At 66.6% G+C, this 16,625-nt stretch carries 16 protein-coding genes; 5 read left to right on the top strand and 11 right to left on the bottom strand.

Features of this window, described 5'->3' with window-relative positions:
- Positions 1–139: 139 nt before the first annotated feature.
- Positions 140–640 carry a hypothetical protein gene (locus E1N52_RS27845; protein WP_028206958.1) on the top strand — a complete coding sequence of 167 codons (501 nt, stop codon included), beginning with the start codon at positions 140–142 and terminating at the stop codon, positions 638–640.
- 83 nt (positions 641–723) lie between these two features.
- Here the strand turns inward: E1N52_RS27845 and E1N52_RS27840 are convergent, their stop codons facing one another.
- Complete coding sequence (locus tag E1N52_RS27840; protein WP_133186019.1) at positions 724–3,261, bottom strand: AsmA family protein; 2,538 nt, start codon at positions 3,259–3,261, stop codon at positions 724–726.
- 128 nt (positions 3,262–3,389) lie between these two features.
- Between E1N52_RS27840 and E1N52_RS27835 the strand changes: the two genes are divergently transcribed.
- A complete protein-coding gene (locus tag E1N52_RS27835; RefSeq protein ID WP_133186018.1) occupies positions 3,390–4,136 on the top strand; it encodes an ABC transporter ATP-binding protein in 747 nt (248 codons plus the stop codon).
- Positions 4,133–4,945: an ABC transporter permease gene (locus E1N52_RS27830; RefSeq protein WP_133186017.1), complete on the top strand. Its 813-nt coding sequence runs from the start codon at positions 4,133–4,135 to the stop codon at positions 4,943–4,945. Before E1N52_RS27835 ends, E1N52_RS27830 begins: the two co-directional genes overlap by 4 nt.
- Before the next feature lie 54 nt (positions 4,946–4,999).
- On the opposite strand, the gene E1N52_RS27825 is transcribed toward E1N52_RS27830, so the two are convergent.
- A complete protein-coding gene (locus tag E1N52_RS27825; protein ID WP_133186016.1) occupies positions 5,000–5,569 on the bottom strand; it encodes a DUF6013 family protein in 570 nt (189 codons plus the stop codon).
- Positions 5,570–5,871: 302 nt separating this feature from the next.
- Positions 5,872–6,924 carry a non-homologous end-joining DNA ligase gene (ligD, locus tag E1N52_RS27820; protein ID WP_133186015.1) on the bottom strand — a complete coding sequence of 351 codons (1,053 nt, stop codon included), beginning with the start codon at positions 6,922–6,924 and terminating at the stop codon, positions 5,872–5,874.
- 364 nt (positions 6,925–7,288) lie between these two features.
- Here ligD and serB point away from each other — a divergent pair, with 364 nt between their 5' ends.
- Complete coding sequence (gene serB, locus E1N52_RS27815; RefSeq protein ID WP_133186014.1) at positions 7,289–8,128, top strand: phosphoserine phosphatase SerB; 840 nt, start codon at positions 7,289–7,291, stop codon at positions 8,126–8,128.
- 81 nt (positions 8,129–8,209) lie between these two features.
- Here serB and E1N52_RS27810 read toward each other — a convergent pair whose 3' ends face one another.
- From E1N52_RS27810 to rimO, 5 genes are all read right to left on the bottom strand, one after another.
- Positions 8,210–9,415 carry a cystathionine beta-lyase gene (locus E1N52_RS27810; RefSeq protein ID WP_133186013.1) on the bottom strand — a complete coding sequence of 402 codons (1,206 nt, stop codon included), beginning with the start codon at positions 9,413–9,415 and terminating at the stop codon, positions 8,210–8,212.
- Between the two features lie 101 nt (positions 9,416–9,516).
- Positions 9,517–10,122: a hypothetical protein gene (locus E1N52_RS27805; protein WP_133186012.1), complete on the bottom strand. Its 606-nt coding sequence runs from the start codon at positions 10,120–10,122 to the stop codon at positions 9,517–9,519.
- A 59-nt stretch (positions 10,123–10,181) separates the two neighbouring features.
- On the bottom strand, positions 10,182–11,366 hold the full coding sequence (gene bktB, locus E1N52_RS27800; protein WP_133186011.1) for a beta-ketothiolase BktB: 1,185 nt from the start codon (positions 11,364–11,366) through the stop codon (positions 10,182–10,184).
- Positions 11,367–11,403: 37 nt separating this feature from the next.
- On the bottom strand, positions 11,404–12,354 hold the full coding sequence (locus E1N52_RS27795) for a sugar kinase (protein WP_133186010.1): 951 nt from the start codon (positions 12,352–12,354) through the stop codon (positions 11,404–11,406).
- 5 nt (positions 12,355–12,359) lie between these two features.
- Positions 12,360–13,697: a 30S ribosomal protein S12 methylthiotransferase RimO gene (gene rimO / locus E1N52_RS27790; protein WP_205965675.1), complete on the bottom strand. Its 1,338-nt coding sequence runs from the start codon at positions 13,695–13,697 to the stop codon at positions 12,360–12,362.
- Positions 13,698–14,014: 317 nt separating this feature from the next.
- Here rimO and E1N52_RS27785 point away from each other — a divergent pair, with 317 nt between their 5' ends.
- Entirely contained in the window at positions 14,015–14,314 is a 300-nt protein-coding gene (locus tag E1N52_RS27785) for a helix-turn-helix domain-containing protein (protein WP_133186008.1), read from the top strand.
- A 156-nt stretch (positions 14,315–14,470) separates the two neighbouring features.
- Here the strand turns inward: E1N52_RS27785 and phaR are convergent, their stop codons facing one another.
- The 3 genes from phaR to E1N52_RS27770 all read right to left on the bottom strand — a co-directional run.
- The gene (gene phaR / locus E1N52_RS27780) at positions 14,471–15,076 is read right to left on the bottom strand and encodes a polyhydroxyalkanoate synthesis repressor PhaR (protein WP_133186007.1); all 606 of its coding nucleotides are present in this window, start codon (positions 15,074–15,076) and stop codon (positions 14,471–14,473) included.
- Between the two features lie 147 nt (positions 15,077–15,223).
- Complete coding sequence (locus E1N52_RS27775) at positions 15,224–15,964, bottom strand: 3-ketoacyl-ACP reductase (RefSeq protein ID WP_028206947.1); 741 nt, start codon at positions 15,962–15,964, stop codon at positions 15,224–15,226.
- A gap of 108 nt (positions 15,965–16,072) precedes the next feature.
- On the bottom strand, positions 16,073–16,625 hold a 553-nt coding region (locus E1N52_RS27770; RefSeq protein ID WP_133186006.1), incomplete at its 5' end, for an acetyl-CoA C-acyltransferase.

Here is a 16,625-nt window from a genome sequence, read left to right as displayed (position 1 = left end):
AACGCAATGAGGGTTTTGAAACAGGGGCAGCAAGGCCGGATCGTTTAAGCGGACCGTCCCCATCTCTATCCTCATGAAGACAGCAAATCCGTGTGCTATAAAGGATCGACGTGCGGCGCACCAGTCCGGGAGTGGTCGCATGGGAACGCTGCGTGTACTGCAATCCACCTTTTTCAGGCGAATTTTTATGTCCTTCCCGAAAAAGCGCAAACGCGTCAAGGCAGACGGCGATGAGTCATTTCTCGCCGTGCTGAGCCACTTCAAACCGTTCGGCCAACTTGATACCAAGATCGCGCGTGCGCGCGCGCAGGACGAGCCCGTGCTCTATGCGCATATCCTGCCGGGGCTCGACGTGCTCCTGTGCAGCGTGCGCGGTGCGCAGCCGCCCTATCCTGGCACGAGCGAGTTGCGCAAACGCTGCATCGAATCGATCGCTCACGCGCTCGAGCAGCCGATCGAAGGCCTCGAGAACGGCGGTTACTGGTACGAGGCGGACGGCTTCGGCTTTCTCGTCTTCGCGAGCCGCGCGCGCGGCCGGGTCCTGCCCGAGTTCGGCGCAGCGCGTCCGACCATGACCACCCGGCGCGTCACGCGCCGCCAGGACGCCGCCGGCGACACGGCGCCGCGCTCGTTGCGCTAGTTCGCGCTTTCAACCAGCTTTTCTGCACACTGCGCCGGGCCGATTGACCCGGCGCAGTGGTTTTGCCGCCTCGACTTCCCGAATCAGCTTCCCTTGTAGAGCGGCTCTTGCCCTTCCGTCGGCTTGCCGCCGGAGGCCGGCGACGGCGCGTTGCGCGATGCCGGGCCCGCTTTCGCGCCTTTATCCCCCTTATCGCCCTTACCAGCCGCAGCAGGCGCGCTCGCGCCTGCGCTTCCGAGGTCGGGCTTTGGCAGCGCGTGCATTTTCTGGCCCGGCGGCGGCGCCACGGGATGCTGATGCATCTGCGCGAACAGCGTGTCACACGGCAGCGGCTTGTTGTTGCTCGGCGCGATCAGCGGAATCAGCGCGGCGAATGGGTTGATCAGCCCGAGCCCGATCATCGCGCCGCCGCGCAGCGCGAGCGCCGTTGCGTCCACGCCCACGTGCGGGTTCTTGAAGGTGCCCTTCACGTAGAGCGGCGAGCGCAGCGTGAAAATGCGAAAGCCCTTCGTATGCGGATGAATCTTCATGTTCATCGATTCGTCGCGCAGATCGATCGGGCCGTCGATATTGATCACGGCGTCGTCGGTGTCGAGCGCGAACACGCGTGGATCGAGCACGCCGTTGGTCGCGACGAAGTCGGCCGCCGCGCAATTGATTTTCACGTCGCGCGAACCGAACAGCTTTTCGTAGACCACGTTCGCCACGTTCAGGCCCGCCGCCTCCATGAGCAGCATACTGATCGTGCCCTGCGTGACGAGCAGTTTCACTTCGCCGTTCGAGGTCGCCGCGAGCGCCGCCGGCGAGTTGCCGGTCGCCGTGAGCGAAGCGTCGCCGTTGATTTCGCCGAGCGCCGACTGCATCGTCTTGAAGTTCGGGAATAGCTCTTTGAGCTTCAAGTGGCGCGCCTCGAGCGTGCCGCGCGCCTTGAGCGGCGCGGCGCTGCCGTCCAGGTTCAGACGCGTGCCAAGCGTGCCGCCTGCCACGCCAAACTGCAACGGGTCGAGCACGAGCACGCCGTTGGTCATCACGACGTGCGTGTAGAGGTCCTGAACCGGCAGGCTGCCCTGCTTGATGATGCGCCGGCCCGTGAACTTGACGTCGGCGTCGATGGCGTTCCAGCGGTCGGTGCGGAACTGCTCGACCGGGATCACGCGATCGGCCGGTTGCGTCACGGTGTCGCCGCGCTTTTCCTTGCTAGCCTTGCTGTCGGCACCGATGATCGGCGCGAGGTCCGAGAACTGCAGCAGGTTCGAGACCAGCTCGCCGGACAGGAGCGGCCGTGGCGTGCGTTGCTCGTAGACCACCGTGCCGTTCAGATCGCTGCCGCCCACACGGCCCGTGAAGTTCTCATAGCGGAACACGCTCGCGCCGCGCCTGAAATTGCCGACGAAGCGGCCTTCGGTAGCATACGGCGGCGTTTCGGGCAACGTCACGCCGGTGAGGTTGTAAAGGTGCGCCAGGCTTTGCCCCTGCAGCCACAGGCGCAGATCGACGGCGGCCAGATGCATCGGGTCGGTGACCGTGCCGACCAGCGCGATGTGCATGTCGCCCACGCGCACGTCGGCCTGGATCGGGAACGGACGCTTCGCGTCCTGCAGGGCGAGCACGCCGCCGAGCTTGCCGTCGCCCGAAAGCGCCGTCTTGCCGTACGTGCCCTTGATCGTCCAGCCGATCGCGTAGAACGGCTGTTTCATGGGCGGCTGCGCGGGCGCCGCGCCCGAGCCCGCGACGGCGCCGCTGGCTCCGCTCGCGGCGAGCGTCTGCGAGCCGGCTGCGGGCGCGCTAGTTGCGGCAGCCGTGCCCATCGCGCCCGTCGTTGTGCCGGCAACACTCGAGGCCGCTGGCACGCCCGAAGCTGCCGCCCCGCTCGCCTCGCTTGCAGCGCTGGCGGCCGCCGCCTCCGACGCCTGCTCCTTGTTGACCTGCTGCGTCAGCCGGTTCGCGCCCGCGCGCCCGATGACCTGTGCGGAGCCCTGGCGCGACGCCGCTTCCTGCTCCTCCATCACCTTGCCGATCGGGATGCCATGACCAAGCAGGCTCACCCCGATTTTCACGTCGGTTTTCGTCTGCTGGTCGCTCACGGCGATATTACCGCTCGCGAACGTGATGTCGTGCAGATCGAGCCGCCACGTCGACGGCCCGCTCGAGGCGGGCAGCTTGAAGGTCCAGTTGTTGCGTCCGTCGACAAGACGCTCGACGTCGATGGACGGATTCACGAGATTGATCGCCGGGATCACGATGTCGTGTGCGAGAAGCGGCAGCACGGCCACCTCGAAGTCGATTTCGTCGAGCGTGGCGAAGTGCGGGGACTTCGTCCAGTCGGGATTGGCAATCTCGATCTGGGTGGCCGAAAACCGCGGCCAGGGCACCCATGCGCGCCAGCCCGTTTCGCCGGGCGGCCTTTGCCAGCCCACCTTGAGGTCGCCTTCGATCGCGAACGGCCGCCCAATGGCCTCGGTGACCTTCTCGTTGACGTAGGGTTTGGCGCGGTTCCAGTCGAAAGTCAGAATGAAGACGACAAGCACGGCTATCAACACGACCACAACCGCGACGAGCCATGCGATGATCCTGGCGAGCGTGCGGCCGAGGCGGAAGGGCTTGGGCTGCGTTGACGTCATGCGTACTCCACGTTATGCATTGTTGTTTGGCCTGCTATGTTGCAATACCGCAAGAGCAGTCAGCGTGCCCGGTTACACGGCCTGACTGCCTCCGGCGACCTGTACGCTAGCCTTGTTTGCAATCTTCGATGCTCAAGCACCATCATTCCTCCCCACCCCACGCGGCGACAGCGCCCCTCGTCGAAGCGCGCCAGATCGCGCGGCGCGACGCGCAACGCGGCCAGTGGCTGCTGCACCCCACCGACTTCGCCCTGCAGGCGGGCGAGCGCGCCGTGCTGACGGGACCGTCCGGCTCCGGCAAGAGTGTGTTCCTGCGCGCGCTAGCGCTGCTCGACCCGCTCGACGGCGGCGACGTGCGCTGGCATGGCGAACCGGTCACGCGCGGGCGCATTGTCCACTATCGGCGGCATATTGCGTACCTGCGGCAGCGGCCCGCGCTGCTGGACGGCAGCGTCGAGGACAATCTGCGCTACCCCTATACGCTAGCGGCATACCGCGACGTGCGATTCGACGCCGCGCGCGCCGGCACGCTCTTCGCCGCCATCGGCCGCTCCAGCGACTTCCTCGCCCGCGACACCTCGGAGCTTTCTGGCGGCGAAGCGCAGATCGTGGCGCTCGTGCGCGTGCTCCAGCTCGATCCCGAAGCGCTCCTGCTCGACGAGCCGACCGCGTCTCTCGACCCCGAATCGGCGCGCGCCGTCGAAGCGCTCGTCGCGGGCTGGTTCGATGAGGCGCGTACGGCGCGCGCCACGGTCTGGGTCTCGCACGATCCCGCCCAGGCGCAGCGCGTAGGCGCACGGCATCTGACGATGCGCACGGGTGTGCTCGAAGAACCGGCCACGCACGCGGCATTCACACAGGGAGCCGCACAATGAGCCCGGGCGTGCTGCAGAACCTCGGCATCGGCGACGTCGCCATTGCGGCACTGCTCGTGTTCGTCAACGGCGCGGTCTCCGTGCTGCTCAAGCTCGACCTCGAGCGCAAGCTGGCGTGGGCCGCCGTGCGCACCGTCGTGCAGCTGCTCGCGATCGGTTACGTGCTCGGCTGGGTGTTCGCGTTCAACCGCTGGTACGTCGTGCTGCCGCTCATGGTACTCATGACGCTGATCGCGGGCTTTGCGGGGGCGCAGCGCGGCGCGCGCACCTATGGCGGCCAGCGTGCGGACAGCATCGTGTCGATCTGGGTGAGCGCGTGGCTCGTCGCGGCAGTCGGGCTCTTCGTGGTGATCCGCATCCGGCCATGGTACGAGCCGCAATATGCGATTCCGATCCTCGGCATGATTCTCGGCAACACGCTGACAGGGGTGTCGCTCGGCGTGGAGCGCATGATGCAGGAACTGACCGCGCGGCGCGACCGTGTGGAGAGCGCGCTCGCGCTGGGCGCGACACGCTGGGAAGCCGCGCAGGCGAGCGCCCGCGAAGCCGTGCGCGCCGGCATGATCCCGACGCTCAACCAGATGGCCGTGGTCGGCGTGGTAAGCCTGCCCGGCATGATGACGGGCCAGGTGCTCGCGGGACAATCGCCGCTACAGGCCGTGCGCTATCAGATCGTGATCATGTTCCTGATCGCGGCTTCGTCGGCGCTCGGCACCGTAGGCGCGGTGCTGCTCGCGTACCAGCGCCTCTTCTCGTCGGAGCATCGCTTTCTCGTTGCCCGGCTCATCGAGCGCAAGGCACGCGTTTAAAGCCTGAGCGGCGCACCTTGTGCGCCCCGCCGGCCATCGCGCTCGCGGCGCGCCCTAGCGCTGCGCCGAGATCGTGATTTGCGTGCCGTCGCTGAGCTTGAGCGTCTTCGCGGTGCCGTTTGTGGGCATCGTAAGGTGGGCGACTTCGCTATGCGCGACCACGGCGGGGCACGTGATCGAAGCGCCGTTGCTCGACACCGACTGCGTGCCGTGCGGCGCCTGGGCGCGGAAGCTCACCTGCACGGTGGCCGTGCCGTTGCTCGCGACGATAGGCGCGAGACGCACCTGGGTCTGCCGGACCATCGCGCCGTTCGCGTCGAGCGGCAACGAGGCGTAGTCCGGGCAGCCTTGCGGCGTCGCGACCGCGCCGCCCGGCGGCGTGGTGCGCCAGGTGAAGTCGTCGGTATCGCCCGAGCGCAGCGTGCGGGTCTCCTGGGCGTCGCCGAACGCCTTCGACGCGACCCGAACCGTATAGCGGATCGGCCCGTCGGTTGCGGCTTTCGAAGTGACCGTGATCGGCGTGGCCGCGAGTGCCGGCAGCGCGATCGCGCAGGAAGCGGCGAGGACAAACTGGACGAGCGCCGCGTGGCGGCGGCGAGTGTGGCGGGAGCTGCGGCAAGGCATGCGTCACCTCCTGGCGGGAACGGCCGCGCCCACGAGCGAAAAGCGGTGTACGCAACGAACGCGGCGAGCCGCGAACCGCCAGGTACGACGCTCCGCTCCCGTGCGGCGGATGGTCTGTTAGCAGTCTAGCGCGCTGCGCGCTGCCTTGCGCCGAGCACATGCATCGAACGGACCAGGTTTTATCCTGCTTGTCATCGCGAGCAATTTGCTTGCCGTGCGAGAGCGCGCGGTGATGCGCCCGCGCGGCGCCTGCATTGCCGACTCGCCGTGCATACACGGCACGCAAACCTCACAACGCACCGCTACTTGCCGGCTGTTTCGAGACTCAACGTCAGCTCCGCCGTCAACGTCTGGCGCACGCTCGCATAGGCCGCCCAGGGGTCGGCTTGCTCGACCTGGGCGAGGCGCGCGTCGATCGTCGCAAGCGTCCATTGCGCACCGCCCGTCGTCGCCTCCAGTTCGTCCCAACCGATCGGCACCGACACGCCCATGCCCGGCCGCGCCCGCACGCCGTACGCGAGCGCCGTGCTCGCGCCGCGCGCGTTGCGCAGATAGTCGACGAAGATCTTCTTCTTGCGGTGTTCGGGGCCCATGGTGGCCGTGATCTGCGTGGGCCAGACGGAGGCCAGATGCTGTGCAACCGCACGGGCGAACGCCTTCGCGTCATCCCAGCCCGCCTCCGGCGTGAGCGGCACGACGATATGCAGCCCCTTGCCGCCGCTCGTCTTGCAAAACGATTCCAGCCTGAGTTCCGCAAGCAAGGCGCGCGTGGACTGCGCCACCTCGATCATGCGGTCCCAGCCCAGTGCCGGATCGGGGTCGAGGTCGAACACGACCCGATCGGGCCGTTCGATGTCGTGGACGCAGGCGTTCCAGGTGTGCAGCTCGATGACATCCATCTGCGCGGCGCTGATCAGCGCTCGCGCCGTATCGATCGTGAGCAACGGCGGATGGCCCGGGTCGAGCCCTTCGTGTTCGGTGAGCTCGGGCAGCGGCGCGCGAGCGCGATGGCGCTGGAAGAACATTTCGCCGCTCAAGCCGCGCGGTGCACGCACGAGCGACACAGGGCGATCGCGCAGGTGCGGCAAAATCCAGCGCGCGGCGCGCTCGTAGTAGCGCACGAGTTCGAGCTTGTGCGTGCCGCTGTCCGCATCGATGACGCGCCGTGCGCTCGTGATGCGTATGCCGTCGATTTCGCTGTCGGCGGAGTCGTCGCGCCGGCGCCGGGCGCTACGAGGCAAGCGGTGCACGAACGCGCCAGGCGTGGCCGGTGCGGCGGCGTCCGATGTCGGGGCCCGCTCGCCGCGCGGCGTTCGGGCAGATTTCGTGGTTGGGGCCTTGCGAGCGTCCTGCATACCGGTTCCCCTGGCGCCTTGGCGCACATGACGCGTCGCGCGACGCGAGTCGCGACACGTTCGGTTGACGCACGCGGCGGCCGCCCCCGTCGGATCGCCGCACGAGCTTTCATTGTGCCTCGAATGGGCGCTTTCGTCGCTGTAAGGTGTTCGCAAACGCACGCCAAAAACGGGGAAGCATCCGCCATGCGGACAAGCGAGACGGATGGCGCATGCGACCGCAGCAGTCGGCGGGACGTTACAATAACGGGCTTTGCCGCGCACTGCAGGGAGCACTGCGAGGTCTTGCACGCACACGCGCGACTGCGCCCTTATTCATCCGATCGATCCGACGACGCCGTGCGTCGGCTTTGCCCGTCCTGCCATGAACCTCGTCATCCAGAGTCCCGCCCCGCTCGACACCGTCCATCACAAGCCGCTCCTCGGCCTCGCCCGCGGCAGCCGCCTCGCGCCCATCGACGCCCACGCGCTGCGTATCGAGAACGCCGAGCCGGCCCAGCGCGCCGACCTCGAGGTCTATTGCGGCACGCATCAACTCGACTATGCGTTCGTCGACGCCGGCCGCAAGCTGGCCGATTTCGGCCTCGTGGCGATGGACATGGACTCGACGCTCATCACGATCGAATGCATCGACGAAATCGCCGACTTCTGCGGCCTGAAGGCCGAGGTCGCGGCGATTACCGAAGCCTCGATGCGCGGCGAGATCAAGGACTTCAACGAAAGCCTCAAGCGCCGCGTGGCGCTGCTCGAGGGGCTCGACGCGAGCGCCCTGGAGCGCGTGTACGAGGAACGCCTGCAGCTCTCGCCGGGCGCCGAGCAGATGCTCGCGGGCGCGAAGGCCGCGGGACTGAAGACGCTGCTCGTTTCCGGGGGCTTCACGTTCTTCACCGAGCGCCTGAAAGCGCGGCTCGGGCTCGACTACACGCGTGCGAACACGCTCGAAATCATCGACGGCAAGCTCACGGGCCGCGTGACGGGCGAGATCGTCAATGCCGACGTGAAGGCGCGTACGCTCGCCGAAACCTGTGCAGAGATCGGCATCGATCCGCGCCGCGCAATCGCGATGGGCGACGGCTCGAACGACCTCAAGATGATGGGCGTGGCGGGTTTGTCGGTCGCGTTCCGCGCGAAGCCGGTGGTGCGCGAGGCCGCGAGCGTCGCGTTCAACTTCGTCGGGCTCGACGGGTTGCTGCGTCTGTTCTGATTCGGGTTTCGCAGCGGTCAGACACGCCAACGGCCGCTCGTGTCCTGGTGGACGCGAGCGGCCGTTGTTGTATTGCGCCGGTTATTCAGGGGTGCTTGTTTTTTCCGCAAGCCTTGCGAGCGAGCGCTCGATATCGGCGCGCAGATCGGCTTCGTCTTCGAGGCCGATGTAGAAACGCACCAGCGTGCCGCGATGCGGCCAGCTCGCAGCCGTGCGCATCGAACCGACGTCGTACGGCATCGCGAGGCTATGCGCCCCGCCCCAGCTCCAGCCCAGCGCGAAGAGTTCGAGCGACTCGCAGAACGTGTCGATCTGCGCCGCGCTGTAGCGCTCGTCGAACACCACGGAAAAGAGTCCGCCCGCGCCCGTGAAGTCGCGCTTGTAGAACTCGTGGCCCGGGCAGTCTTCGAACGCCGGATGCAGCATCGCCGCGATTTCGGGGCGCGTCTTGAGCCAGCTCGCGAGTCCGAGCGCGGTGCGATCGTGCGCCTCGAAGCGCGCCTTCATGCTCGGCAGTGCGCGCAGCACGAGCGAGCAGTCGTCGACCGACACACCAATGCCAAGCCGCATGCGCGCGGCCTTGAGCTTGAGATAGAGATCGCGGTCCGCGGTGATGGTCGCGCCCATCAGCACGTCGCTGCCGCCCGACTGATACTTCGTGAGCGCCTGCACCGAGATGTCGATGCCGTGCTCGAACGGCTTGAAGGCGAGGCCCGCCGACCACGTATTGTCGATCGCCGTCACGACGTTGCGCGCGCGCGCCGCCGCCGTGATCGCACGCACGTCGGGCACTTCCATCGTCACCGAGCCGGGCGCTTCCAGCCAGATCAGTTTCGTGTTCGGCTGGATCAGATCGGCGATGCCCGCGCCGATCATCGGATCGTAATAGCGCACCGTGAGGCCGAAATCTCGCGCGAGCCAGTCGCCGTGGTCGCGGTTCGGCGAATAGACGTTATCGGGGATCAGCACGTCGTCGCCCGACTTCAGCAGTCCGAAGTAGACGTTCGAGATGGCCGAGAGGCCCGAGGGTTGCAGCAGCGCATGCTGGCCGCCTTCGATCTCGGCGATGCGCTTTTGCAGCATGGCCGAGGTGGGCGTGGCGTGCAGGCCGTAGCGCCATTGCGCGTCGTTGCGCCAGTCGAGCGCGCGAACCGAAGCGAGGTCGGGAAACACCACGGTCGACGCCCGCGTGACTGGCGCGGCGAACGACTCGAAGCCGGGCGTGAGGTCGTCTTGCGGGTGAACGATGCGCGTCTGCAATGCGCGGCTGGAGTCGGATTTGGTCATGTCGGAGCGTATTCGGTTGAGGCGCGATGCCGTTGCGGCGCGCGGCTTGCGCAGGGGCGCGCGCAACGCCGCATACCGAAGAGTAACACCCGCAGCGGCGCTTATTGCCCGATGATGAGATTGCTCACGCCGTTCACGACATGCGCGCCGTTCGGCGTCGACGCGGGCGCGCTCGCCGCGCCGGTCGACACGGCCGGAGCAGCAGCGCCCGCCGCGAGCGGCTTCAGATCGAACGGCACCGGATGGGAATCGTCCGGGTCCATGCGGTCGCCCGAAAGCGAGCCGTCCTCGGCGAACGTGCCCACCCAGTTGCCGGTGATATGCGTGCCGTCGTTCGAGTCCTCGGCTTCGAGCGTGGCGTCGGCGCGGTCGCCGGCGATCAGGATCACTTCGCCAGTGTCCGTGAACTGGTATTCGCCATGCACGCCGGTCGGGTCGTCGTCGCCGGCCTTCGCGCCGAGACGCATGACAATCTGGCGCTTGCCGAGCGTGCCGACGTATTGCGGCAGCTTCGCGAACTCGGGGTTCGGCTTGAGCGTGGATTTGAGCGGCGGCTGCGTGCCTGCGTCCTGCGCGTGCGCCGCGAGCGGCAGCGCGAGGACCATGGCCGCAGCTGCCGCGGCCACGATCCAGCCGCGCGCCTTGCTGGCGTTGCCCTGTCGGGCGGCCGCGCGCGGCGGCCGCTGTGCTTGCGTCAATACTTCCATCTGCATCCTTCCTTCACTTGCACAGCGGCCTTGCGCGAGCCGCGCGTCACGAGCCGGCGTCAAATCCGTTCGAAGATGGCCGCAATACCCTGGCCGCCGCCGATGCACATCGTCACGAGCGCGTAGCGCCCGCCGACACGCTGCAGTTCATAAAGCGCTTTCACGGTGATCAGCGCACCGGTCGCGCCGATCGGATGGCCGAGCGAGATGCCCGAGCCGTTCGGATTGACCTTGGCCGGATCGAGCCCGAGCTCCTGCGACACCGCGCAGGCCTGCGCCGCGAAGGCTTCGTTGGCTTCGATCACGTCGAGGTCGCTGACCTTTAGACCCGCGCGCTCGAGCGCCTTCTGCGTGGCCGGCACAGGGCCGATGCCCATGTACGCCGGATCGACGCCCGCATGCGCGTACGAGACGAGGCGCGCGAGCGGCTTCACGCCGCGCGCGCGGGCAGCGTCCGCGCTCATCAGCAGCACCGCGGCGGCCGCGTCGTTGATGCCCGACGCGTTGCCCGCCGTGACCGTGCCGTTCTCCTTCGCGAACACCGGCTTGAGCTTGGAGAAGTCCTCGAGCGTCGCGCCGTGGCGCACGTGCTCGTCGGCTTCGAACAGCACTTCGCCCTTCTTCGACTTGATCGAGATGGGCAGGATCTGATCCTTGAAGCGGCCTTCGGCAATCGCACGCTCGGCGCGGCGATGCGATTCGAGCGCGAGCGCGTCCTGCGCCTCGCGCGTGATGCCGAACTTCTTCGCGACGTTTTCCGCCGTCACGCCCATGTGGATCGTCTGGAACGGGTCGTGCAGCGCGCCGATCATCATGTCGACGAGCTGCGTGTCGCCCATGCGCTGGCCGAAACGCGCGGCCGGCATCGAGTACGGCGCGCGGCTCATGTTTTCCGCGCCGCCACCGATCGCGATGTCGGCGTCGCCGAGCAGAATGGTTTGCGCCGCCGAAACGATCGCCTGCAGGCCCGAGCCGCACAGACGGTTCACGGTCAGTGCCGGCGCGTGCTGGGCAACGCCGCCGTTGATCGCGGCCACGCGCGCAAGATACATGTCCTTCGGCTCCGTGTGCACGACGTTGCCGAACACCACGTGACCCACCGCGTCGCCTTCGACGTTCGCGCGCGAGAGCACTTCGCGCACCACGCGCGCGCCGAGATCCGTCGGCGAGAAGTCCTTCAGGCTGCCGCCGAAGTCGCCGACTGCCGTGCGCACGCCACTTGCCACCACTACTTCGCGTTCCATAGTCTTGCTCCTCGTCTTCCTGGATGGATGAATCTTGTTATTCGTGTGCTGCGTTTGCAGGCTGATTTGCCAGCAAACGCTCGACATCCTCGCGATATGGGATCGGCGCAACCGCGCCAAAACCGAGTGTCGAAAGCGCGGCGGCCGCGTTCGCATAGCGCGCGGCCGCGAACGGATCGTCGCCGGCCGCGAGCCGCGCGACGAATGCGCCGCCGAAACAGTCGCCCGCGCCCGTGGCATCCACAGCCGCGACCACGTGGCCCGGCACGACGCGCCGTTCGTCGGGCGTCGCCACATAGGCGCCGTCCTTGCCAAGCTTCAACGCGACGACGCGGGCGCCGCGCGCGAGCAGGTAGTCGACGATCGCATCGCGGTCTTCGAGACTCGTGAGCACCGCCACGTCGTCCCAGCTGGGCAGGCAGATATCGGTCAAGCGCAGCACCTCGTTCATCACGGCGCGTGCACGCGCGAGCGGCCACAGTTTCAGGCGCAAGTTGGTGTCGAAGCTCACGCGCACGCCGTTGGCGCGCGCATGCTCGAGGGCGGCGAGTGCCGCGTCGCAGGCGCTATCGCTGATCGCCACGCTGATGCCGGAAAGATGCAGCACGCGCGCAGCCGCGATGATGTCGAGCGGCAGATCGCGCGGCGTGTACCGGCTGGCGGCCGAGCCCTTGCGCAGATAGTCGAAGGCGTGGCCGCTCGGGCCATGCGAGACGAAGTAGACGCCCGTGGGCGCCGAAGCGTCCACACGCACCGTCGAGGTGTCGACGCCTTCGCGCGTCCACAGGTCGATCAGGAGGCGTCCGAAATGATCGTCGCCGACGGCCGAGACGAAGCCCGTGCGTGCGCCCTGGCGAGCCGCTGCGATAGCGAAGTTCGAGGTGTCGCCGCCAAAGCCCTGCAAATACTCCGGACGGTCTTTCGACGCCTGGTTGAACTCGACCATGGCCTCGCCATAAGCGAGGACTTGCGGGGCGACGCTCGTCATGCCGCTCAGACCTCGCCCCACAGATCGTGGCCATCCGCGCCGGTGATCTTCACCGAAACGAAATCGCCGACCTTGTAGCGCTTCGACGCCTTGGTCGCAGGCGCGACATACACCACGCCGTCGATCTCGGGCGCATCCGCCGCGGTGCGGCCAATGCCGCCATCGACGTTGATCTCGTCGATCAGCACCTTGAGGGTCTTGCCCACCTTGCGCTGGATGCGCTTGGCCGAGACCTGCTCCGCCACTTCCATGAAGCGCGCGCGGCGTTCCTCGCGCACTTCGTCGGGCAGCGCGCCGTCGAGCTCGTTCGCCGTTGCGCCTTCGACCGGCGAATAGGCGAAGCAGCCCACGCGGTCCAGTTCGGCCTCGCGGATGAAGTCGAGCAGCGTTTCGAACTGCTCTTCGGTCTCGCCGGGGAAGCCGGCGATGAACGTGCTGCGGATCGTGAGATCCGGGCACATTTCGCGCCATGCCTTCACGCGCTCCATGACCTTCTCCGCGTTCGCCGGACGCTTCATGCGCTTGAGCACTTCAGGATGCGCGTGCTGGAACGGCACATCGAGATACGGCAGCACGTGGCCCTTGAACGGACCTTCGGCCATCATCGGAATGACTTCGTCCACGCTCGGATACGGGTAGACGTAGTGCAGGCGCACCCAGGCGCCATATTGCGCGGCCAGCTCGCCCAGTGCGGCGACGAGGTCGGTCATGCGCGTCTTGATCGGCTTGCCGTTCCAGAAGCCGGTGCGGTACTTCACGTCCACGCCGTAGGCGCTCGTGTCCTGCGAAATGACGAGCAGTTCCTTCACGCCGGACTTGAAGAGGTTTTCTGCTTCGAGCATGACCTCGGCGACGGGGCGCGACACGAGGTCGCCGCGCATCGACGGGATGATGCAGAACGTGCAGCGGTGATTGCAGCCTTCGGAGATCTTCAGGTACGCGTAATGGCGCGGCGTGAGCTTGATGCCCGCCGCCGGCACGAGGTCGACGAACGGATCGTGCGGCTTGGGCAGGTGGCTGTGCACGGCCTGCATGACCTCGCCCACGGCGTGCGGGCCCGTCACGGCGAGCACTTTCGGATGCACTTCCTCGATCAGGTTCGAGCCGCTCGCGCTCGCCTTCTTGCCCAGACACCCGGTGACGATCACCTTGCCGTTCTCGGAAAGCGCTTCGCCGATGGCGTCGAGACTTTCCTGCACGGCTTCGTCGATGAAGCCGCAGGTATTGACGACCACGAGATCCGCACCGTCGTAAGACCCCGAGATTTCGTAGCCCTCGGCACGCAGCTGGGTAATGATCTGCTCGGAGTCGACAAGCGCCTTCGGGCAGCCGAGGGAAACCATCCCGACGCGCGGAGCAGGATTGCGGGAGGTGGTTGATTCAACAGGGTTTTTCACGTGTACGTCCGGATGTGGGGCGCAGAGCGAAGGTAGCGCCGCGCGGGGTCAAGCCAATCCGCCATTTTACCCGTTTGGCGTATCGTGCGGCGCAGCATGGTGAGTGCGCGCCTCGTAGCGCCGGGGTCGGATGGAATATGGACAGAATCAAACTTTGTTCAGCTATCGCTCGCTTGCGATCTGCGCATCCGGATAATTTCGCCGCGTGCGTCCGGCGCACGGTCAAACGCAACCTCAACCGGTTGCGCGGAGAGAGCGAAAACATGAACGAGAAAATAGAGCCGCTTCAGGCCGAACTGCTAAAGCCGCTGCGCGAGTTGAAAGCGTGCCGCCGCGTTTCGAGTGGCGCGTTGCGCGTCACCGGCCACAAGCCCACCGCCGCCGCGCTCGCACGTGCTGGGGCCGGCCTATCGCAAAGCGCGTTCGCGGCATTGCTGGGCGTTTCCACGCGCACGCTACAGGACTGGGAGCAAGGCCGCCGCAAGCCGACCGGCGCCGCGCAAACCCTCTTGCGGGTGGCCGTGGCGCACCCTGAAGCCTTGCGGGACCTGCAAAGCGTTTGAGGGAAAATGAGGGCGGCGGCATTGCGCCCGCGCCAGCCGCCTCGCAAAGCGAAACACAACGCTCGCGCGGCAACGCGCCGCCACGGCGCGCCGGGAAAGCGACAGCGCACCGCGATTTGCCGCAGCGCGCGCCACCCGCCGAGTGCGCCGCGCCGCTTACTTCTTCTCTTCCTCGCCGCCCTCGGGCGCGCCCTGCGCCGGCGCCGCTGCGCCGCCCGGCGTCACGGGCTTGAACGGGAAGCTGCTGAACATGTTCTTCGCCTGGTTCTGCATCTGCTCCTGCATCTGCACGAACATGTTCTTCGACTGCTCGATGTAGCTCGTCATCATGCCTTGCATCATCGGCGCCTGCATGTTCATGAACTGCGACCAGACCTCGGGGTTCATCGCGTTGCCTTCGTAGAGGCTCTTCGACTGGTCCGCGAGCTTGTTCTGGATGTCGATGAACGCCTGGATGTTCTTTTCCAGGTAGGTGCCCATCATGCCCTGCATCGCATGACCATAGAAACGGATGATCTGCGACAGCATCGACGACGAGAACATCGGCAGACCGCCGCTTTCCTCTTCGAGAATGATCTGCAGCAGGATGCTGCGCGTCAGATCCTCGTTGGTCTTCGCGTCGATGACCTTGAACTCCTCCTGCTCCAGCACGAGTTGCTTCACGTCCGTCAACGTGATGTACGTGCTCGTCTCCGTGTCGTACAGCCGACGATTCGGATATTTCTTGATGAGACGTTCGGCGGTTTTCTTTGTAGTCGTCATGTGTCGCCCTTGTTAGCGCCAACGCGCGGCGGCCGCTGCCGTCGCGCGTTGGTCTACCCGGAAACGGCCTGCCCCGGTGAGCAAACAGGCCCGCTGCCGTCCTCGATCCCAGCTTCGCGCGTCCCCTGCAGGCGCGCTGCGCTGAGATCAGCCCATGTGCAACCCGCCATTCAGCGAGAAGTCAGCACCGGTTGCAAAGCCTGACTCGTCGGACGCGAGCCACGCCACGATCGACGCGATTTCCTCGGGCGCGCCGAGACGGCGCACGGGAATCGTCGCGACGATCTTTTCCAGCACGTCGGGACGGATCGACTTCACCATGTCCGTGCCGATATAGCCCGGCGAAACGGTATTGACCGTCACGCCCTTGGTCGCCACTTCCTGGGCCAGCGCCATGGTGAAGCCATGAATGCCGGCCTTGGCCGTGGAATAGTTGGTCTGTCCGAACTGGCCCTTCTGGCCGTTCACCGACGAGATATTGATGATGCGGCCCCAGCCGCGCTCGACCATGCCGTCGATCACCTGCTTCGTGACGTTGAAGAGGCTCGTGAGATTGGTGTCGATCACAGCCGTCCAGTCTTCGCGCGTCATCTTGCGGAAAACGACGTCGCGCGTAATGCCAGCGTTGTTCACGAGCACGTCGATTTCACCGACCTCGGCCTTGACCTTGTCGAACGCCTGGCGCGTCGAATCCCAGTCGCCCACGTTGCCTTCCGAGGCCACGAAGTCGAAACCGAGCGCCTTCTGATCTTCCAGCCACTTCACGCGGCGCGGCGAATGCGGGCCGCAGCCTGCGACCACCGTGAAACCCTGCTTGGCAAGGCGCTGGCAAATGCCAGTTCCGATGCCGCCCATCCCGCCCGTTACATACGCAATACGCTCTGACATAAACCACACTCCATTATCGTTTTCCGGCTGCGCCGTTCGCGGTTATTGGTCGCCCCGCTGGTCACGAGCGCCGGAGCGGACCGGTAGCGGTCCGCTGCGGCAGTGACATCAAGCGCGTTCGAGCGCGAGCGCCACGCCCATGCCGCCGCCGATGCACAGCGAGGCAAGACCGCGCTTCGCGTCGCGCCGCTGCATTTCGTGCAGCAGCGTCACGAGAATCCGGCAGCCCGACGCGCCGATCGGGTGACCGATCGCAATCGCCCCGCCATTCACGTTGATCTTCGACGTGTCCCAGCCCATCTGCTTGTTCACGGCCAGCGCCTGCGCAGCAAATGCCTCGTTGATCTCCATGAGATCGAGGTCGTTTACCGACCAGCCCGCGCGCTCCAGCGCACGCTTCGACGCCGGCACCGGGCCCATGCCCATCACCTTCGGGTCCACGCCGCCGCTGGCGTACGCCTTGATGCGTGCGAGCGGCTTCAGGCCCAGCGCCTCGGCCTTCTTCGCCGACATCACCACGACCGCAGCCGCGCCGTCGTTGATGCCCGACGCGTTCGCCGCCGTCACCGTGCCTTCCTTGTTGAACGCCGGCTTCAGGCCCGCGAGCGATTCCGCCGTCACGCCGTGACGCACGAATTCGTCGGTCCTGAACTGCAGCGGC

This window comes from Paraburkholderia guartelaensis, from assembly GCF_004353905.1.
Taxonomy (GTDB): domain Bacteria; phylum Pseudomonadota; class Gammaproteobacteria; order Burkholderiales; family Burkholderiaceae; genus Paraburkholderia; species Paraburkholderia guartelaensis.
This window is presented reverse-complemented; position numbering and strand designations above follow the sequence as displayed.